Raw genomic sequence first — 20269 nt, forward strand, 5'->3', positions numbered from 1 at the left:
TGCCAGACCTTACGTCGAGCAGGCCTCCCGATTCCGAGCCTGAGGGGGTGAAGCCGAGTTTCGGGACGTGACGTCTTCTGCATGGGGTCCTACTATCCCGACACTCGGAGCGACGCCCGGAGGCTGCCTTCAGGGCCGGACGTCAGGCGGTCTGATCGGGTGGATGGACGGCCCGCGACCGGCCAGTGCCTGCCGTGCCACCTTGAGTAGACGAGCGGCGGTCGAGCGACTGACTCCCATCGCCTCGGCGATTTCGGCCGTGCTGAAATCGTGTTCGCTCGCCAGGGTGAGGGCCTCTCGCGCTTGGAGCGGCAGATCCTTGAGAGCGGCGAGGACGTCGAGTTGTTGCTCCGACAAGGCCATGGCGTCCTCGTCGGTGGGCGTGTCCCACCCCATGGCTCCCAGAGAGTCGAGCGAAAGCTGCGTGCGTTCAGCCTCGCTCTGGTGGGCGCGCAGCCGTCGTCGCGCCATGCTGAAGAGAAGGCTCCGTGTAAGCCTGGGTCTGTCTGTGTTGCGTTGTGCTTGCAGGAAGTCCAGCAAGGCTGATTGCACGATGTCCTCTGCGGCGCCCGGGTCTCGGACCTGCAGGCTTACGTACCGACGGAGTTGGTGCAGGTTCAGCTCCAGGAATTGCTCCTCCTCTGAGGGCTCCAGCGATTGCCGGATCGACGCGAGGTCGGCTCTCGCTCGGACCGTCTGTGGGGATTCGGGTCCGTAGAGTCGGGTGCTGTCGGCCAGGACATGCTGTCCGAGGGAGAGGGCCTCGGTCTGGCGGCCTGCTTCGTGCAGCATCATGGCCAGGTTCGCGCGGGTGCGGACGGTGAACGGATGGTCGTCGCCGAGTAGGCGGATGCCGTCCTGGAGGACCTCTGTGGTGAGGGATAGTGCCTCGCCGGTGCGTCCCGCCGTCCGGTACGACTCTGCGAGTTCGCGGCGTGCGGTAAGGGTGTCGATGTGGTGAGAGCCCCGGACTCGCAAGCTGTCGCCGATGGCGAAATTGCCGAGGGCTACCGCCTGAATGATGTGACCTGCTACGCGGTGGCTGATGGACAGATCGTTGAGGGAAGCGATGTTGTCAGGGTGGTCGGGGCCTAGAACCCGGCGCCCGGTTTCCAGGGACTCCTGGCCCGTGGCCAGTGCTTCCTCGTGGCGGCCGGCGTTGCGGTAGGCGACTGCGAGGCCGCGTCGTGCCGCGAGGGTCTGCGGGTGGTCGTGACCGAGAACCCGCTCGCTGGCGGCGACGACGCGCTCGCTCGAGCGCAGTGCGTCGGCGGTGCGGCCTGCGTCGCCGTAGGCCGTGGCGAGTTCGCGACATGCAAGGAGGGTCATGGGGTGGTCCGGGCCAAAGACTTGCTCGCAGTGGGCGGAAAGCTGCTCTGCGAAATCGACGGCCTCCAAGAGCCGCCCGCACAGGCGGTAAGAGCGAACGAGATTGGCGCGGGCCTCGGCTGTGCTGGGCTGGTCGGCTCCGAGGAACTCCGAGGCATGACGCCCTACCTCCGACCACCAGTGCACCGCCGCCGGATAGAGGCCGGATTCCAGCAGGCTTCTGCCCGCCACGAAGAGGATGTCTTGGCTGCCGGATTCCCATAGGGCTGCACCGGCGGAGGTTCTGAGCGCCTCGACGTTCGCGCGGAGCGTGGCGATCAGTTCGGGATCTTGACGTTCCGCATCGGACCAGAGCTCGGCCAGAGCGGTAGCGGCGGCCCTGGTCACCTGTGGGAAGACCTTGACCGTCACGCCCTTGCGGATCACCTCGGCGGTCAGGGGGTGCAGGCGGACGGTCCGCAGCCGGTCGTCCGGGGCGTGGCCGAGTAGCGCGTGGCGCTCCAGCAGGTTTAGGACCGAATCGAAATGGTGGTCGTCTGGCGAGATGCGGAAGTGGCGCAGGTAGGGGGCGATCGCCTCGGTGTCCCATAGGGCTGCTGGATGGCCTGCCGGGTCCAGGACGGCGGCCAGGCTCAGTAGGGCGCGGCTGTGTCCGCTTCGTGGGTGCGCCCATACCGCGTCCAGGAGCATTTGCACGGTCGTGGTGACGGTGTGGGCGTGATGTTCTTCCCCGGGCACGAGGCCCAGTGGATGGCGGTGATCGAACTCCGTCAGGTACTCGCTGCACGTCACGTTCTGGTTCAGCATGTACGCGACGGCGTGGGCCAGCGCCAGGGGCAGGCACCCCAGACGAAACGCGAGAAGGTTGGCCCAGTGGCGGTTCGTCCGATTTTCCGGTTGCTGGCTCAGCGCCGTTTCGAGGAAGCTGATCGCTTCGTCCGTTTGGAAGGCACCGATCTTCACGAAGGCTCCGACTCCTGTTGCCGCGCGGTCCTCCTCGTCCATGTGCGGGTCTTGCATACGGGTGGTCGCTAGAACTCGTCCCCGGCCGTCCGGAGAGGGGCGCGGCCACCACCCCTCCACGGCGTCGAGCGTCGGGATGCCGTCGAGGACGATCAGCCACGGTTCGGGTGTCGTGGCGAGCCAGTCCAGGAAGACGTGGGCGTCGGCCTGTGTGTTTACGGGTTCGCCGGGCAGGACGCGCGCCAGTCGTGCTGCTTGTGCGTAGGCGGAGACGATGGCCTGGGTGTCGGTGGCGTTTACCCAGACGATCACATTGGCATCGTCGGCCAGGGCCTCGCGCGCGTACGCGGCCGCGAGTTGGGTCTTGCCCACGCCGGGGGGGCCAGAAAGGACCTGCGAGCGGACGACGGCGGCGCGGGTGAGTGGCCGGTCGACGTCGTCGCGTGTCCGCCGGCGGGCCTGGAAGGGCACGGCCGAGGCGGGGATCGTACCGACCGTGATCGGCCTTTCCGGAGCGGTGTAACTCCCGCGCCCCGCGGGCTCCGGCATCTGGTGCGGGTCTCCGGCTCGGGTGTCTCGTCCCGCCTTGCTGCTGGAGGCGGGGCCGGCTCCGAGGGCCGCGCTCGAGGTGAAGCGTTGGGCGAGCCGGTTGCGCAGTTCCGCGAAGGGCTCGTCATCGGGGTCGAGGAGTGTCATGCCCTCGGGGTCGGCGACCAGCGCGCGCAGCGGTCCGGGTGAGTGCCCGCGCTCCTCCAAGTAGTGGGTCACGGCCGCGTAGGCTGCCCACTCGTCGAACGCGGTTGTGCCGAGCAGGAGAAGTTCATCGACGCCGTCGTGGAAGCGTAGTCGGCCGCTCCCTGCGGCGTCCGTGGGGCGCAGCAGACCGGCCGCCAGGACCTCGGCCAGCTCGGCGGTTCCGGTCGCGGGCACCAGGGTCTTCTGGAGGACGCGCATCAGCGGAATAGACAGGACGGGGGCCAGCGCGAGGACGTGGGCGAGGTGCTCGGCCCCTTCGGAGGCCAGGGCTCTGAAGGAGTTCACCAGTGCCTGTGCGTTGCTCGTGTCGGTCCGGGACGGCGCGTGGACGGCATCCGGCGGGTCGACGGAGATCGCATCGGTCCAGGCCACACCGTCGACCACTGCCTCCACCCAGTTCTGCAGGGATTCCGGCGCGAAGGTGACCACCGGCAGTGGCGCTCCTCGGGGCGTGTCCGCCCACCAGGCGAGGCGCTGCTCGTACTGCTGGTTGGGGTCTCCGGGCCGCCTCGCTCGTGCGGCGAGGTACGGATCACCGATTGCGGTCGCGCTCCAGTAGTGGACGGGCAGCATCTGGACGATTGCGGTGGGCATGGTCCGGCACCAGGTCGCCAGGGCCTCCCACAAGGGTGGGTGGTACCAGGGTTCCGCAGTGGCGTCGGTGGCGAGGAGCACCAGTCGGTGACCGGACGGATCGACGATGTAGCGCGGCGGGTGGAGCACGCCTTGCGGGTCGCGCAGGCGGGGACCCGCATCGGTGTCTACGAGCTGGCAGCGGCTCACTGCACGGAAGGCACCCGTTTGTGCGAGGAGCCGTGCGAATGCGTCGAGGGCGTCGTCCCAGATCCGCAGGCTCGGACTGCCGTCGGTTACTAAGACGACGTCGAGGGCGTGTTCTTGCTCCTGGGTGTGGACCAGGACGAGTCGACCGCCCGCCTCCGCGGTGGCCTCGACGCTCGCCTCGATGTCGACGCTGGGATGTGGGCTGGGAGTGCGCACCCGGCGAAAGCGCCGGAGCGCGCGAGGTACGGCCAATGGATCGCTGATAGGTGCGGGCACGTCGAGGCTGATCCTCGTCGCCGGCGCGACTTCGGTCCCTGGGTGTTCGGCGGGTAGCCGGAGCTCGGGCACGGGGGACGGGGGCGGCTCCGGGACCATGGGCGGCGTGGGCCGGTCGTTGGACGTTTCGGTGGGTGTCAGGGGCGTGTGGGGCGCCGCCGCGTCACGCCCGGTCTCCTCCTCGGGCAGCGGGCGCCGCGTGCACAGCAACAGGACGTCCAGGACTTCCTCGGCGGACATGCCGGTTGCTGTGGTGAGGGCCGCCGTCAGCCGCTCGATCACGTGTCGCCCAGGTCCTGCAGGATGGTCTTCTTGAGTTCGGCCCGTACGCCGCTTTCTGCCCCCGACATCAGGTAGACGAACTCCAGGAGTTGGTTCACGGCGAGCTGGTCGCCGCTCTCGATCCGGCGAGCGAATTCGGTGATGGTGTCCTGCTCGGCGGTCGCGACGTCGCCGTCCGTGAGGTGGGCGGCGACGATCCGGCGCAGCGCCGACTCGTTGAGCGTCGGCATCTCGAACCGCACGCAGCGGCGCAGGAAGGGGGCAGGGAAGGTGCGTTCGCGATTGCTGGTGAACACGATGACCGGGAAGTGTTCCAGGCGGAGGCTTACGGTGCCGCTTTGTGCGACGACGTACGTGTCGTGGTCAGCGCCCCTCACCGTGAACGGGCCCCCGTCAGCCCGTTCCAGCACTGGGATGGTGAACTGCCCGTTCTCCATGACGTTGAGCAGGTCGCCGGGCAGGTCGAGGTCGCTCTTGTCGATCTCGTCGATCAGGATCGCGCGGATCCGGCGGGAGGCGAGTGCCGTCCCAAGCGGTCCGAGGGCCACAAAGCGGGCCACGTCGTCGGTGCCGTCGCCGACCGGCTCGGGATCGGCGGCGTCGGGTTCGGTGCCGGGCTCCTTGCCCGGGACGGCGGGCCGGTTCGACCGTGCCTGGACCGCGTGGAGTCGGCCCAGCGCGTCGTACTGGTATAGCGCGTCGGTCAGTGTGCTCTTGGAGGTGATGTGCCAGCGCAGCAGCGGGCCCAGCTCCAGTTCGTGGGCGAGGAGTTGGGCGAGTGTCGACTTGCCTGAGCCGGGTGCTCCGGTCAATAGCAAAGGCCGGCGCAGATGCAGGGCTGCGTTCACGGCGACGGTGAGGCCGTCGGGGAGATCGAAGACCGGTGGCCGGGTGGCACTCTGGGTGCGCCAGGGTGGTGGTTTCGGGATGCGATGCCACGCCTTTCCCGTCGGCCGAGCCCGGCGCGGTTGGCCGTCCCCGATGAAGAGCTCCCAACTCATCGACTTCCTCCGCTGCGAAGAGAGCCGCTTCGCCGAGCGAGCGGCATGGGAAAACCGTCACGGCCTTGCGGGTCGTTCCAGATGACCGTCGTCCGCTGTTTGTCGAGCCGCTCCGCCAGTTGGCGCGGCAGGCTGCTGCGGCGCTCCCACGAGGTCTCCTCACCGTTGCTCTGGACGCATGCCGCCTGCAAGTTTGTCTCCTCGTGGTGGGTCATGAACCAGACGATGAATCCGCACCCCTCGCTCAGGAGTACTTCCAAGGGATCGCCGCCCTTTGGCGGTGGGCAGCTCACTAGGTACGGGGACTGGCCGGGGCCGGCCGACTCATCATCGAGCCATGCCGCCGTCGATGTGCGGTCGCCTGCGACGGCTTCGGGGACGACTGCAGGGGCACCGTGCCAGTCGGCTTTTCTCAACCGTGTTTCGAGGCGCTCCCGCAGCCGGTCGTGCTTGAAACCCGACCAGCGCATCCGGGGGCGGAGGTCGCGGGTCATGGGGTCCCAGGCGCCGCCCACGTCGACGACGTCCCAGTGTTCGAGGCCGACGTCGAGCCATTCACGCGGGACGACGAGGTCGACGGCCACTGCCCGGCCGGGCAGGAATGTTGCGGTGGCTCGCCTCAGGGCATTCCTCAGCCCCTGTTCGGAGCGTTCTCGGCAGGGGAAGTTCCTGGTGGTGACGTTGCCCAACGGGTCGACCAGGTCGACCACCACCCCGCGTGGCCACGGCGGGCCGGCCGCAGCTGTCGAGCTGCAGCCGACGAGTTCCATCAGGGCCCAGGTGCTGCGCCTCACCTCGTTGAGAAGGTACCGGCGGGCGTCCTCCCGCAGGTGTCCGAGGATGTCGGTGAGCCAGGTGTCGAGGAGGGCGTACCGGGCGGAGCCGAGGTCGATGCCTTCGGGCTCGTCGGCGTGGCCAGCGACCCCCAGGAGGAAGCGGGCGAGTGGGCCGACGGCCTGGCGGGGGCCTGAGCGGAACTCGGCGATCCCTGCGGCGGCGGCCAGTACCAGGAGTTCGTCGGCGGAGTATGCGTCCCGGGGAGCCTGGCCGACGTGGTCGGCGTACAGGTGCCGGAGTGTGGCCAGGGCGAAGTCGTCGCCTCCGACGGAGTCGAACACGGGGCGGGCCTGGAGCGCGGCGCACAACGCTTCGAGGATGTCGCCGACAGGGCTCGGGGACGGCTGCTCGGCGCGGTGGCGCGACCGCAGGGCGTGCAGTTCGGCGGCGTTCCATTCGACCGGGACGACACCCGCGTGGGCGAGGCGCGGACCGTAGCGATCCCGCAGCGCGGAGGAGTACGTCTGTCCGTAGGGTGGCGGCAACTCTTCCGCCCGGAACGGCGTAGCCGCAGCACTCTGGCGGCGGGCGACGTCGAGGGTCCGAATGTCCCTCGCGGACTTCAGCGCGGACCAGGCCAGATGACGGGCCTCGGCGAAGGTGCCCGAGCCTGAGGTGCCGGCCAGCACGTCACTCGTGGCGCGGGTCACGTCGACCGCGATCCAGCCCTGCATGAGCAGTTCGGCCAGCCGCAGTTCGTCGGCCGTGCCCTGGCGCTCGTCCAGGGAGCAGTCGGGCGGTGCTCCGCGGTCGTCTCCCGACTGCGGGGCGATCAGCACCACGGTGTGGCGTGACCGGTCCGGGAGCAGCATGACGGCGAGTACCGGGAACAGCTGTGCTTCGAGCGCCATCCCGCAGAACACCAGAGCCAGATCGACGCAGTTCCCACGCCTGCCTGCGAAGACCTCCCGCGGCTGCCGTACCTTTTGCCGCTCGACGCCGGCCGGGTCACTGGGATCGAGGTCGTAGCTGAGCTCGTGAGCGGCGAGCAGCTCGTAGAGCGCCTCGACCATCCTCTCCTGGCCGACGGGGCCGCCCTTGCCGACTGAGCGGAGGGTCTGGCGGAGCGCCGAGCCGGCTGGGGGGACGAGGTCTGCCCGTCCTCGGAAGACGTCCGGGACGACCATGTACACCAGTCGGTCGAGCTGACGGAGTTCGTCGCCCACGAGCAGCCACTGTTCGGAATCGGCCATCAGGCCGCCTCGATCACGTCGGTAAGCAGCACGTCCCCCTCGGGTGCAGTCAGCAGGTCGAGCCGCTGCACGCCCTCCGTCTGGGGGCCGGGAGTGAGCGTGAAGGTGCCGTCGTCGTCGACCGGCAGCTCGGTCGGGCCATGGCCGCCGAGGCGGTACCAGAGCGTTGAGCCGGCATGCCCCGGAGCCCGGCCCGGTATGTTGACGGGCTCATCGGCGTCGTACCAGTCCCTGACGTCCAGGGACAGCGCGGATCCGGTGTCGAGCGTGCCGGCCTCAGGCGGCATGTCGGTGTCGCCGACGCAGTCCGTGCGCCGGATCGTCGGGCGCCCACGGTCGAGGATCTTGCCCTCGCGCACCAGGTCCGAGATCTGGATCACGAGGGCCTTGAGCGCGTCGCGGCCGGTCACCAGGCCACTGTGCGTCTGATTCTGTGGGGTCGAGCCGAGCCGCTTCGCCTCGCTGCTGCGGGGGCTCGCCGACAGCAGGGGGACGGTTCCGTCGCCGTCGACAGTCCGGTGGGAGGCCGGCAGCAGGTGACTGCCCCGCATGACGGTGAGTCGTGAGCCGGACAGCACAGCCTGCTGCAGGGTTGGAGCACCGAAGCCCACGAACGAGCGGGTGACGGTCGGCTCCGGGCTCTCGTTGAGGCGATCAAGGAACTTGGCCGCCTCCGTCGCATGCTTGTCCGCACCGGGCGGGAGCAGGTGCAGCACGTCCTGTGTCCCGCCGAGTCGGGACTCCGGCGACGTACCCAACCGAATGAACGGGTAGACCGGCAGCAACTCGTAGAGCGCGGGCAGCCGGGCGAACTCCTCAGCGAGGAAGCCGAATCGCACCTTGGCCACGCGCGGCCCGTTCACCAGGAAGTCCAGTGCCTTGACGGCTCCGCGAAAAGGTGTGCCCAGAGTGATGAGAGCGTGCACCGAGCGGTGTTGGTCGTGCCGCTCCAGGAATTCGCGGGCCACCAGACCGCCCATGCTGTGGGCGACAAGGACCACTTCGGCGTTCGGGTACCTGCCGCGCAGCCGGATGAGCCGGTCGCGGACGTGACGTTCGAGCAGCCGGGCGTTGTGGGCTGCCGGCCGCCGCCAGTCGTAGGGGAACTCGGTGTATGTCTCTCCGGCGACCAGATCGAGGTGCTGGAACAGGGTGGCACGCAGGTCCCGGTAGCCGCCCAGCAACCGGGTGAGCCCCGGCACCGGCAGCGCCATCAGCTTCGTGGCCCGTACCCCGTCATCGAAGTCGGGGTCCCGTAATAGGGGCCCGGGGGCGGCGAGTTCGCGAAAGGAGCGGATCGGATGGCGCCCGGTCGCGGGGTCGAGCGCCCACAGTGGCGTGCCGTCTGCGCGGTACAGAGCGCTTCCGCCGATCCCCGGCACGAAGACGACTAAGTGTCGAACGGCGGTCCTCCGACCGCCGCGGCCCACTGCCGCCGGACTCGGCGGCAGTCCCCAACCCTTGCTCACGTGCTGCTACCCCCCGCTTGGGCGCCCACCCCGCTGCCTGTCACCGGCCGGTGCCTGCGCACCGGAACCCGAAGGTGACGGACCGTAACTATAGACCAGGGGGGCGCTTCGCGTTCCCCGAAAGCCGGAAGACTTGGAACGGCCGCGGCATACATCGTCCATAGACGATTCGGAAGCGGACACCGGTTCGCCGACCTGGCGAGAAGGCGACCGTGTCCCATGCCGGCCCGGAACCATCCCATCTGCCCTCGAAGTCACTCGCTCCTACGGCACGATGATCCGAGCCCGGCCGTAACACGGCTGGACGATGGGTTCTTACCGAAGGGGGCTCGAGATGTGGCAGAGCGTGATAGGGGGGAGTCATGGGGGACTGGCACTGGTGTGCCTCTCCTACCTGACCATCGTCTTCGTCACCAGCAGAGGACTTATCGCCGCCCCGCGCTATCGCCGGTTGCAGGGCCGCATCGGTGACGCCCGGGCGCAGGCAACGGTCCTGGCCGCCACCGCTCCCGACGACCCCGTTCGTACGGCGGCGATCGCGGCGGTCACCGCACGGCTCGACGACCTGGAGAAGACCAGCATGGTCGTCTGGCGGCTTCTTCCCACCTCCTGGGTCATCGCCATCCCATTGTCCAAACTGGCTGCCGCCTGGCGCGTTCTCCACAGCTCGGAACGCCGACTCCTCCACCTCGAGCCGCCGGAGGAGAGTGCAGCACGGCTCCGGTCGCTGCGGCTACGCCTCGCTGCCTCCACCCGTCCCGGCGACGCGGAACTCGCCACCCAGCTTGCCGCGCAGACCGTCACCGGTCCCGAAGCCGTCGCCCTCGTCAGTGCTGCCACCGCGTACCTTCACGACCGGGAGGACGACGAGGCGGATCTGGAGTACGAGCAGCAGCGCACCGCCCTTTGGCTGGCCACGACCGGGCTCGGCGCCGTCCTCCTGATCGGCGTCACCCTCGACCATCAGCTGACGATGATGCTCGGCGCCCTCGGGGGCTTCCTTTCGCCGCAGATCGGAGTCATGCGCTCGCAGCGCCCCACATCCTGGGGCGTTTTGGTCCTCGCCCCGGTCGGCGGAGCACTCGCTGCAGTTGGCGGCCTGCTGTTGGTTCGCATGCTCGCGGACCCAGAACTGAACCTCCTGGGACAGGTCTTCCTCGACAACTCGTGGAACGCGCCCGCACAGCCCATCGCCCTCGCGATCGCTCTGCTCTTCGGCTTCTCGGGCACCCTCTTCTCACGCCTGGCGCTGACCGCCACAGGCCAACTCGTCTCCCCTGCGACGCCAACGGGTCGCCTGCCATAGGAACGGTGTCCTAGCCCGCAGGTCAGGAGGCACTACCTCTCGGCACTCCAGGGGACCACCTGATGGTGAGACGCATCCTGTCCGGATCACATGGCCACGCGCTCGCGGTCTCGAGGCGTCGCCCTTGTCCGCGGCCGCGGAGTTATGGCTGAAGTGCTGCCGCAAGCGTAGGAGCGCAGCTCGGATTCCATGCTCGCGGGAGCGTCAGCTTCAACCGTGGCGCTTCAGCCGGCGAGAGGACCTGACTTGAACAGTCGATGACGGGAACCAGTCCGAATTATCCGCTGTACAGGAGACCGGCTTGTGCGCCACGAGGGACCGCAGTTTGAGGCGAGCGGCCGGCCCGAGGATGTGCTCGGCGCTGCCTTGCTTCTTCCGCCTGCAGGGGACGACCAGGGCGTCGATGATGTCGACGATCTGGCTCCAGTCGTAGGGGCGTTAAGCTTGTTTTTTATGGTTTGTGAGCTTTGAGTTGATTACGTTCAGCGATGCTTTCAGGGCGTCTAGTCGATTTGCCCACGTCGTAACGGGTGGCGGGTCGCCGGTTCTTCGATCCAAGTGGGCGCCCTGGGCCGGGCGTTGAGGGTTTGGGTGCACGGGCCGGACTGTGCAGGTGAGGGCGGAGGTTCCTGAACCCGCGGCGGACGCGGGCCGGGGTGAGCCGGGCGGGCTCGGCCCGCTTCTCCCAGGGGCGTCGGAGATCGGCCGCGGCGTCGCGGGTGAGCCGGAGCTGGGTGTGTGCCGCGAGCACGAGCCACGTCCACCGGTCTGCGGCCTCGGGAGTACGCAGTCTGGGACGGGTCCAGCCGAGCGTCTGCTTGACGAAACGGAAAGTATGTTCAAGATCGAAGCGCCTCAGGAACGCTTGCCACCGCAGGTCGACGTCCTCGCTGGTCATACCGGTCTTGGAGGACCACAGCCAGACGGGCAGCGGGTCGTGACCGCCGGGCAGATGGTCCACCTGGAGGCGGATCAGGGTGCCCTCGATGATGGGGAGTTCGTCGTCGTGGTCGATCCACGCACTGCGGGTGGTGAGCCGCGGGTGGATACGGTCCCAGGCCATCGCCTTCGCGGTGCCGTAGCGGTCGGTGACCTGCACCGTCTCCGCGTCGGGCTCGCCCCAGGTCTCGGGCCTGGCGAAGCGGAACTCCTTGCCGTGCTTCGGCGGTCGCCCGCCCTGAGGATAGGACAGGGCGTACTCCTTGAGCGAGGGCGCCGGACGGCGCATCACCCGGTCCGCACGCATGCGTCCGAGGACCTCGACGGGCAAGCCGTCGAGGAGGTAGGCCATGCGCGGGGCGTCGTAGCCGGCGTCGAAGACGACCAGGATGTCGTCGTCACCGGCTTCCCACTGCCCCTGGGCGATCAAGTCGGTGACGACGCGGCGGACCTGGGCTGCGGTGACTTCGGCGACATCGTCGTCGGGGCCGAGCCGGACCGCATCCAGCAGCTGGCACCACGACGTGCGGCCCGTCTCCAGCGCGGCGACGAACGAGTACGGCCAGCCGGGGATGAACTGGTCGCTGGAGCGTCCCGAGCGTCCGTAGACATGGCAGAACAGCCGGTCCGGGCTGGTCGGCGCGTCGGGCCGCAGCCACGCGGAGACATCGACGGCCAGGACCAGGCGCCCGTCGGCGGCCTTGGGCTGCGGCAGCATGGCCAGCGCCTTGCGCAGCCCGGCCACGTCGATGTGGCCCTGGTTGAGCGCGTCGTACAACGCGCCGTGCCCACGCCGGTGCTCGGCCAGCAGCGTCAGGTCGACCGGCGAGGTCACCGGGCCGTCCCCGCAGAGCATCGCGTCCGTGAGCTCGAACAGCGTGTCACCGCGCCGGGTCAGACATGCGTAGAAGTCCTCCCTAAAGTGGGACGCGAAGTCGAAAGCGTCCCGCCGGGCATCATGGTCGAGCACACTCACCTCTGCGGCCTTCGTATGAACGTGATTCCGTGGCGGAACGCATGCTCATGCGGGGGCCGTCCGCCTGTCCGGCGAATGCCCAGGTGAGTGAACCTGTGCGACTCGATGTTCGAGATCAGAGGCGAGAGACAAACTCAGGCGTTCCACCACTCATCGGTGCCACAGCCGACCTCGTAGTGCCACCAACCTTCCTCTTGGCCTTGCATCAGAAGGGCCTTGATCCCTGCGAAGTCCGCGCCGGCTGGCGCGGTGAAGGCCACCATGGGGAAGTCCACACTGAAGACCTCGCCTCCAAGACTGAACGCCGAAAGGCGCTGATGCACCGCCTGCGGACTGCGTCCCAGGGGGCCGGTGGGCACGGGCACCACACGGACCGTGCAGTTGCCGGAGGAGCTGACCCGACCGACAGCCCAGTGGAGCCCGTCGGAGTCAGTCCGGTACCGCACCACGTCGCCTTCGGCCACCCCATCCTGAAGGAAGGGGGCGTTCTGCACACAGGCCGTATCGTCGCCGAGCTTCGTGGCCCACAGCCCCTCAGTGTCCTGTGGGAACCACCCCTCACGAGGGACAAGGCGGAACCAGACCTTGATCTTCTCGACCGCGCTCTCCATGACGGTCATCATGCGCCGACCGGCAACACCGCCCCGCACCGGGCCCGATCCGGGCGATCAACCGTAGCTGTCACGCGAGTGCCTGAGGATAAAAGACAAGTTAAGTGCCTGTTTCTGAACCCTCGGACTCTGCGGGGTTGGTAGCCGTGCAAGCTGGCCGGGATTGGACTTAGGGCTTGCAGATCATTAACACGTTGTCTTGATCATGCTGCTGGCGTCGCTGCTCAGGGCTCGAACCCGAGCCTGGAGGGCTGTGAGGGCGGAGGGCGGAGTGGCCGCCGGCGGGATGATGACGCTGTGCGCCTTGAGCAGTGTCCTGATCTTCAGCAAGGTGCGGTGCATGGCGGTCCGACTGCTGTCGAACAGCACGGCGAGGGGTTCCGCGGCCAGGGCGACCCGCAGGTGAAGGACGGCTGCCAGGACCTGGTCGGGGAAGGCGAGCCGGGGCGGGCGGCCGCGCTTGACGTCGCCGGCGAGAGCCAAAGTGTCGGTGAGATCGCTCAGTTGCTGCCGGGACATGCCGGTCAGGGCGGGGTCGGACAGGAGATCGTGGTCCCACTCTGGGACCGGTTTCTGCGGAGCCCGGGGTGCTGGGACGGCTGGGCAGGGCTGGGGGTGCAGGGCATAGTTCCAGTCGCCGTGGAAGGCATGGCGGGTCAGTGGCAGGGCCGCCATCTCTGCTTCGCCGATCTGGACTCCGGTGGGGTAGACGTTGGTGTCCAGCTCGGCCATGACACGTAGTCCGGTGCGGGTGGTGGTCGCGGCGATGGACTGGACAATGACTTCATGGCTGGTCAGCGGGCGGCCGCGCCAGTTCATGGTGATGTGCGAGAAGAGCCGGTGCTCGATCTTGTTCCACTTCGACGTGCCCGGCGGCAGGTGGCACACGGTGATCGTCAGTCCTGTTTCGGCCGCGAGCCGGGCGAGTTCGAGCTTCCAGGCCCGGGTGCGGTAGCCGTTCGAGCCGCCCGCGTCGGCGGTGATCAGCAGCCGAGTTGCCTGCGGGTAGGCGACCCGGCCCTGGCCGTGCCACCAGCGGCGAATCGATTCCACCGCGAACGCGGCGGTGTCGTGGTCGGTGCCCACGTTGACCCAGCCGGTGTTCGCCGCGAGGTCGTAGATCCCGTACGGGACGGCCTTGCCCAGCTGGGGGTCGGCGAAGTCATGGACGTTCACCGGCGCCGGATCAGCCGCAGGCCGCCACTGGCGGCCGTTGTTCTTGAACTCGCCGACGAGCTCCTTCTTCTTGGTGTCCACGCTGATCACCGGCTGGCCGGCGTCCCGGTAATCACGAACCTGCTCGTTGAGATAGCGGAACTGGGCATCTCGATCTGGGTGCTGGCTTCCCTCGATGGTCTTGGCGTTGGCCTGCAGACTGAAGCCTTCCTCCCGCAGCAGGTCGGCGACGGTGTCCGCGCTGACTTTGTGCCCGGTCCGGGCCAGCTCCCGCGCCAGCGTGCGGGTCGACTTCACCGTCCACCGCAGCGGCGACATCGGATCGCCTCGCTCGTCCGGCTCGACCAGTGCAAGGAGGGCCGGCCGCAGCCCCGGATCAAGATCTGCGACCCGCTTGCGGCCTCCGCCCGGTCGCCGCACCCGCCCCAGAGGCTCCTCGCCGGTCTCCAACTCGGACACGCCCTTGCGGACCGTGGTCTCACTCACCGCGGCCGCCCGTGCCACGGCCCGAACACCACCATGTCCCAGAACACGGGCCTCTGCGGCCATCAGTAGCCGTCGCTGCCGCTCATCCAGATGCGGGAACAACACCGCGAACTTCATGGCGAGTTGAGTACAGGTCTCGTCCGAGATGCGCATACCACATCAACGAGCCATGAGACAGGAAGCAACACCTTGATGATCTGCAAGCCCTTATGCCCCCTTGGCGAAGCCCCCGAGGATGGCCGGAAGTCTTCGAGCGGGGGGAACTGATGAGGCGTCTGACAGCTGCTGTGGCCGCGGTCGGTCTGCTGCTAGCTCTGACGGCCTGCCAGTCGGGGGCGGCGTCCGGCAAGGTCCAGGGCACCGACGCCGAGTTGGCCTGTGCGGCCGTGAGCCGGCTGCCGGAACGGATGCCCGACACCGACGGCGGGCAGGCCTTCGACATCGCGGTGGCACGCCTCGTCGGCGCCGAGGAACTGGCCAGGGCGGCCGCCCTGGCGGACGCCAGGTTCCAGCCGCTCGCCGATGCCCTGAGGGAGGCGCAGCAGCTGCTCAACGTGACCTCCGACGCCCAAAGGGCCGAACCCGCCATCAAGAAGGCCCGGACGTACTGCTGAGTGCCTGCTTCTGAGCCCTCGGACTCTGCGGGGTCGGTAGCCTGGTACCAGGTGAGCCGAGAGCCAAGTTGCTGCTGGGCAACTTGAGAACGATCAAGGCTGAGTCGCTCCACCGACCGCGTTCGCCGACCTCCGGGTGAAGGTCTCCCCGAAGACCGCCCCGCGCGTCCCACACACCCCAGCAGTTCCGTTCGCCGAGCGGTCACGGTGACCGTTCGGCGAACGCTTCCGCAAACTTCGCATTCCGGGCAATGGCTGGTTGACCTGCTGGTCTGGGGTTCAGAAACAGGCAGTAATGGTCGCCGAAAGCGGTGGCGTAAGTGACGTACTCGACGCCGGCGGGAATCCCGGACTCCTTGGAGTACCGAGTCTGGTAGATCATTCGGGGAGCCGCGTCGATGTAGACGCGAGCGGGCCCGGGTTGGCGGCGATCGGCGATCCGCCGCCTGGCTGCACCGTACCGGCGCCCCTGGACGGGCGTCGTGTATGTCTCCCGACGTTGCTGGGCTCGTATGGTGCGCCGCCAGTTGTACAGCCGCTCAACTCTCGGCTGTAGATCGGGGCCGTCCATTGTGCCTGTTGGGGCGTCAAAAGAGCACAGGGTTGCGGGGGGATGGTCTGTGCGGGGGTGCCTCTACGGGCCGTGCCGGGAGTAGTGTGTCTGTGGATAAGATCCATACAGACGTTAAGTGCCCCGGGACCTTGAGCAAGTCCCGGGGCGCGCAGCGAGACCTACTAGAGGATGGTCACGCCATGATGCAGGGTACCCCTACCCTCGTTCAGGCACACACCAAGGCACCCGCCGTGGCAGCGACCTTTGCGTCGCTCCGGATGGGTGCCTTCTCTGTTTTCCGCGCCGTCCTGGCTGCGGACGGATCTCTCCTCTTGGAGGTCGCGACGTCGTAGTGGGATGAGGCGGCGTCCGTGGGATCGGACTGAAGCCGCCGGGGCGCCCAGCCTTCCAAGTGATTAGCCGTCACTCGGAGCGAGCGCCCCATCGTCTCCGGGGTTCGGGCTTAGCAGGCCCTCCCGAAGGGATTGTCCGAAGCGGTTAGCGGCCGCTCGAACGGTTCGATCACTGCTCCCCAGCAGTCAGCGCCAAGAGGCGCTTTTTCATGCCCTCCCCTGTGTGCCAAAGGAGGCCAGTTCCATGTTGCAGCATCGTGCTGCCTTTTGCCAGTTCCACAGTGCCCGAATAGCGGGGTTCCGGCCGAGTTGCGCATTTTCCACTGCGGATCTGCATCTCCACCATTTCCTACTTTCACTTGACTTGCCCCCTCTGGGCGCGCCGGTGACGGCCGATGCATCTCCGTCGCCTCGGGCAGTGGCATGAGCGCGACTACGCCGGACACTGAGGGGGAGTTGCTCGAGGGCCTGTGTGTGGCGCCCGCGACCCAGTGGCTGTCGACGACGACCGGGCGGACCGCTCCGGACGCGTACTCGTGGATGCAGGCGGTCCACTGGGTCAGCGGTTCCGGCCTCTACACGCCGTCGCAGAAGCACGGCCCCAAGTGGGGCCCGACGACGGTCGTCATCGCCCAGGAGATTTCCGCGTTGACCGAGTGCCGGCCGAGCGTCGACTACCTCGCCCGCAAGCTGGAGTTGTCCCCGCGCACGGTGAAGTACCACCTTGCCATGCTGCGCGAGGCGGGGCTGCTCGCCTACCGGTACAAGGGCACCCGTATCTCCGGGCGGGTGAACCGGGCCTCCGAGTACGAGCGGATCATCCCTGTCGCGTTCGACGAGGCCCTCGGTATCCGCACGGTCGGCGAAGGCCTCGAACGGCGGCCGGTCGGGATCGCCGAGGAGGGCCGGAAGCTCATCGGGAAGCTGGCGAAGAAGGCCGCCCGGCAGTTGCGCCGTCGCCGCACACAGGCGGCTGTTTCGCGACGGTCGCGTTGCACCCCAATGCAGGGTGGTACCTCAACGTCTTCTGCTACCGGTTCTACTCGCTCTCCCTCTGAGAGCAAGCTCGCAAGCGGGGAGCACCAGTTCCCCACCCCGAAGAGCAGCAGCAACAGCGGGCCCAGGAAACTCAACCGCGTCGGCCGCCGCTACCAGCTCGCCCAGCAGCTCCTCACCCAGGTGCCGTGGCTCGCCGGAGCATCCCGGGCACGCCTCGCATGGATCACCAGGCACGTCGCCGACGCAGGGTGGACCGTCCTCGAGGTCCAGGCCATCGCCGAAATGGGCGGCCCGCTCACCGCCGGCGATGTCCGCCGCTGCTCCGGGATGCTCGCCCACCGCCTCAAGGGCGTCCACCAGCTGTACCCGACCTCCGTCCAGCGGCAGCGACTCGTGACCGACTGGCAGGAATCCCGCACCGCGGAACGCGCCCGTCACGACGGCTACGAAGGCGGCCTGGACGGCGGAAACGATCACCTCGCCACAAAGGCCCTCGCTGGCCTCTACCAGGGCATGGCCGCCTACTCCGCCAACCAGGCCGCCAAGGGCCTCGACGACCTCACCGACTCCAATGCGGCTGCCGACATGGCCGCCTTCCTCCAGACGGGAGCCCACGCATGACCGACAGCCCTGCCAGCGGCGTCGACCTGGCCCGCGCGGCTTACCAGGCAGCCAGAGCCGCCGCGAAGGACACCCCTGCCCCCAAGCGCCGCATGGGCGCCGCCCGGCCAAAGCGGGACCGCAGCGGAGGACGCGACCCACTGCCCTTCGCCGCGGCGATCGAACGCATGATGACCGAGCGCGGCTGGGACATGGCGGCCAAGGGCGGCAGCATCCTCGATCAGTGGCCCACCATTGCCCCGGAACTCGCAGGGAAGGTCGCCGCCGTCAAGTTCGACGACGACACCCGCACTTTGCATCTGCGTCCCGTGTCGCCGGCCTACCGGCAGCAGCTCGAGTTGTTTCGGGAGCAGACCATTGCCCGTATCAACGAGAAGGTCGGCGAGGGCACTGTCCACGCTCTGAAGATCCTCACCTCCAGCCATGTCGACCTGGTGCCTCCTGCCGAGTGCGCCGGCCCGCAGCCTCGACATTCCGCTCCCTCCACGCAGCCTGCTGTCCCTCGCCCGAGGGATCCGCGGTACCTCGAAGCCTTGTCAGTCCACAATGCACACAAGGTGACGCGCGAGACCGACATGGACCGCCGCATCCGAGCCGCCGCCGAAGACCAGACACGGCGAATGCTGGCCCGCCGCGAGCCCGAGGACGCGTTCACGGAACCTGCCACGCAGGAGGACATCCTGCGCGCGAAGGACGAACGTGCGCAGCCAGAGGATGCCCTCCAAGGTGGTGTCCGCACGGCCCTGGCGTACAAGCGCACCGGCCACACCCAGAACGCCGAACCCAGGCAACTGTCCGCAGCCTCATGACTTGAGCCAGAGGGAGCGGCGGAACGGAAGGGCACGGCACCAAAGCACCCGGAGTGAATTGCGCGCATGTCTCATGGCAGCCGAAGGTTGCGTGCGGGCGCGCGGGTTGAGCACCGTGTTCATGGATGAGACGGACATCTCAGATGCGAGCGATCTTGAGCCCGGCGGGTCAGCCATGTGCCCGAAGCGCCGGAGTGAAGCTCGATCCGTGAAGCCATGCGCATCAGACTGCCAATGCCCTGCCCTCAGCTGCCCCGGCCGCTCGGAGCGCGCCGAACACCTCGAGCACCCTGGTCCCGACCGCGCTGCCGGTGACGCGGGTCTACGGGGGAAACCTGTGCGCCAGCGCCGTCATCGACGCAAGAGCTGATCCGGGAGGCTTGCCCGTTGGGCACGGACGATCTTGATTCGCTAGGTACCCGTCCAACACTCCTCCAGTCCGCTTGACTTCACTGATGGAGAGGTCAGCAGGCCACTCTCCGGGTCACCTCCCATGAGTGCCCCGGGCCTGCGGAGATAGATCTCGAGAGTCTCATCCAGCGGTACTGCCCTGAGGTTTCCTTCTAGCCCGCGCTCCCACAGAACCCCTGACGGCTCCGAGATGAGGAGGGAAATAGGACGGTACTCAGGGTCCAGCGCCCTCTCCCCAATAAGTGAGTTGGGTACGTCCACACGCGTGCAGGGAGGCACCGCCCCGAGTGTCATCCTGCTCACGCTACCGGTGCCCGTTGGAGCGTTGGGAACATAGACCCTCAGGTAGACAAACGCCGGGTCGAGGCTCCGATTGGCGATCACCGTGACTCCCGGCCGTAGCCACAGTGTGACGCGTGCAGCCAACTGGCGTGCCTCCTGCGCCTGACGCTCCCGGGACTGAGAGAGTTGATCGTCCGCCACTTGAGCCGTCTTCAGCGTTCCCCAGGCCGTCACGGCTAGCCCTGCTGCAGCGACGAGGGCCGCGAGCACAGCGGTGTGCTTGGCCCAATCGACGCGGCGGTACCACCGGCTCATGAGGCGGACAGGTGCTGTGACGCCCGACCAGCCACCGGCGGGCGCGTCGGCGGGTGCGGAGCGAGGTCGTATCGGAGGACGCGGTGGCAGCTGTCGGATACGTAATCGGTGCTGTCGCCCTCGTGGATTCGGCATACATCCTCACAACTCGGAGATCCTGATGGTCGGACGCTTCAGCGAGGGAGCGTGGTTCCGGGCCACTGGCCGCTCTGCGGGAGACCCAATCCGTGCGGTCCGTCCGTTCTCCGCCCGTGGCCCGCTGATTTGCCGCCAAGGCTTTCCCCAAGGGCGGAAAGTCGTTCGGTGACGGGGACGGACGGCAGGCGATGAGACCGTAGGCGCCGAGGAGGCGCCACGTAGTTGCGGTGACAGCGAGGCGGCAGGGTGCCGGTCGGTGCAGGCGACGGCTCGGGCTACCGCGGCACTCGGTGTTGGCAGGCTGAAGGGCGCGGGGGGCGCCTCGGCCCCAGCTGCCCTCTCCCAGGGGCAGCCGACTATCGGGGGCATCCGTTGTGAGCGCACACGATGGTGCGCGTCATGCAAGTCCCGGAGGGTGTACGGATGGTGCCGACCCGGAAGCTGCTGCCCAGACAGGTCGGCCGAACGCGTTCGCGCCGGCACAGCAAGGCGTCTCGATGGGCTCACGAACCGTCGGATCGCATCCCGAGCGATGCCGTAGTCCAAGGGCGCCGCAGACATGGGAGGGCCGCATCTATGCACGGTCGGCTGGATCAGCGGACGGTACTCCTGCTCGCTGCGGGGGCGCCACATATGCAGCCTTCGAGCACCCATCGTTCGGCACTGCCCTGCTGGGCGTTGGTGTAGTGACGCTGCTGCATCTCCTGATGCAGAACCGCTGACTGGGATGCCCAATCCGAAGGTTCGTGCCTCGGTGGCCCAGGGCAGCCGTGCTTGCCGCGGCAGGAGTG

General features: G+C 68.1%; 11 protein-coding genes and 1 pseudogene. 5 read left to right on the forward strand and 7 right to left on the reverse strand.

What is annotated here, in order from left to right; genetic code table 11:
• Nucleotides 1–129 precede the first annotated feature (129 nt).
• From MDN94_RS36795 to MDN94_RS36810, 4 genes are all read right to left on the reverse strand, one after another.
• Nucleotides 130–4389, reverse strand: coding sequence for a sigma-70 family RNA polymerase sigma factor (locus tag MDN94_RS36795; protein WP_482730120.1), 4260 nt, complete (start codon nt 4387–4389; stop codon nt 130–132).
• On the reverse strand, nt 4386–5237 hold the full coding sequence (locus tag MDN94_RS36800) for an AAA family ATPase (RefSeq protein ID WP_482730121.1): 852 nt from the start codon (nt 5235–5237) through the stop codon (nt 4386–4388). The genes MDN94_RS36795 and MDN94_RS36800 overlap by 4 nt, the downstream gene beginning before the upstream one ends.
• 149 nt (nt 5238–5386) lie before the next feature.
• Nucleotides 5387–7420, reverse strand: coding sequence for a hypothetical protein (locus tag MDN94_RS36805; protein WP_482730122.1), 2034 nt, complete (start codon nt 7418–7420; stop codon nt 5387–5389).
• Nucleotides 7420–8802: a lipase/acyltransferase domain-containing protein gene (locus MDN94_RS36810; RefSeq protein WP_482730123.1), complete on the reverse strand. Its 1383-nt coding sequence runs from the start codon at nt 8800–8802 to the stop codon at nt 7420–7422. The genes MDN94_RS36805 and MDN94_RS36810 overlap by 1 nt, the downstream gene beginning before the upstream one ends.
• A gap of 421 nt (nt 8803–9223) precedes the next feature.
• Here MDN94_RS36810 and MDN94_RS36815 point away from each other — a divergent pair, with 421 nt between their 5' ends.
• Entirely contained in the window at nt 9224–10195 is a 972-nt protein-coding gene (locus MDN94_RS36815; protein ID WP_482730124.1) for a hypothetical protein, read from the forward strand.
• 451 nt (nt 10196–10646) lie between these two features.
• Here MDN94_RS36815 and MDN94_RS36820 read toward each other — a convergent pair whose 3' ends face one another.
• The 3 genes from MDN94_RS36820 to MDN94_RS36830 form a co-directional block, all read right to left on the reverse strand.
• The gene (locus tag MDN94_RS36820) at nt 10647–12104 is read right to left on the reverse strand and encodes an NF041680 family putative transposase (protein WP_482730099.1); all 1458 of its coding nucleotides are present in this window, start codon (nt 12102–12104) and stop codon (nt 10647–10649) included.
• Nucleotides 12105–12244: 140 nt separating this feature from the next.
• Nucleotides 12245–12733 (reverse strand): DUF4265 domain-containing protein, encoded by a 489-nt coding sequence (locus MDN94_RS36825; RefSeq protein ID WP_482730125.1) that lies wholly within the window; start codon nt 12731–12733, stop codon nt 12245–12247.
• Between the two features lie 174 nt (nt 12734–12907).
• Nucleotides 12908–14536 (reverse strand): ISAzo13 family transposase, encoded by a 1629-nt coding sequence (locus MDN94_RS36830; protein ID WP_482727900.1) that lies wholly within the window; start codon nt 14534–14536, stop codon nt 12908–12910.
• Between the two features lie 113 nt (nt 14537–14649).
• Between MDN94_RS36830 and MDN94_RS36835 the strand changes: the two genes are divergently transcribed.
• From MDN94_RS36835 to MDN94_RS36850, 4 genes and pseudogenes are all read left to right on the forward strand, one after another.
• The gene (locus tag MDN94_RS36835; protein WP_482730126.1) at nt 14650–14997 is read left to right on the forward strand and encodes a hypothetical protein; all 348 of its coding nucleotides are present in this window, start codon (nt 14650–14652) and stop codon (nt 14995–14997) included.
• Nucleotides 14998–16326: 1329 nt separating this feature from the next.
• Nucleotides 16327–17523, forward strand: coding sequence for an ArsR family transcriptional regulator (locus MDN94_RS36840; protein WP_482730127.1), 1197 nt, complete (start codon nt 16327–16329; stop codon nt 17521–17523).
• Nucleotides 17520–18332, forward strand: a complete 813-nt coding sequence (locus MDN94_RS36845; RefSeq protein WP_482730128.1) for a DciA family protein — start codon at nt 17520–17522, stop codon at nt 18330–18332. The genes MDN94_RS36840 and MDN94_RS36845 overlap by 4 nt, the downstream gene beginning before the upstream one ends.
• Nucleotides 18333–19856: 1524 nt before the next feature.
• Nucleotides 19857–20019: pseudogene (locus tag MDN94_RS36850) on the forward strand (SCO5555 family protein); the annotation flags it as partial.
• Nucleotides 20020–20269 lie beyond the last annotated feature (250 nt).

This window comes from Streptomyces sp. WAC00040 (assembly GCF_056835925.1).

Excerpts from the sequence above, each read along its gene's own strand:
- MDN94_RS36805 (WP_482730122.1), bottom strand. The coding sequence starts at position 7,420 with ATGGCCGATTCCGAACAGTGGCTGCTCGTGGGCGACGAACTCCGTCAG.
- MDN94_RS36825 (WP_482730125.1), bottom strand. The coding sequence starts at position 12,733 with ATGATGACCGTCATGGAGAGCGCGGTCGAGAAGATCAAGGTCTGGTTC.
- MDN94_RS36840 (WP_482730127.1), top strand. The coding sequence starts at position 16,327 with ATGAGCGCGACTACGCCGGACACTGAGGGGGAGTTGCTCGAGGGCCTG.
- MDN94_RS36830 (WP_482727900.1), bottom strand. The coding sequence starts at position 14,536 with ATGCGCATCTCGGACGAGACCTGTACTCAACTCGCCATGAAGTTCGCG.
- MDN94_RS36835 (WP_482730126.1), top strand. The coding sequence starts at position 14,650 with ATGAGGCGTCTGACAGCTGCTGTGGCCGCGGTCGGTCTGCTGCTAGCT.
- MDN94_RS36845 (WP_482730128.1), top strand. The coding sequence starts at position 17,520 with ATGACCGACAGCCCTGCCAGCGGCGTCGACCTGGCCCGCGCGGCTTAC.
- MDN94_RS36815 (WP_482730124.1), top strand. The coding sequence starts at position 9,224 with ATGTGGCAGAGCGTGATAGGGGGGAGTCATGGGGGACTGGCACTGGTG.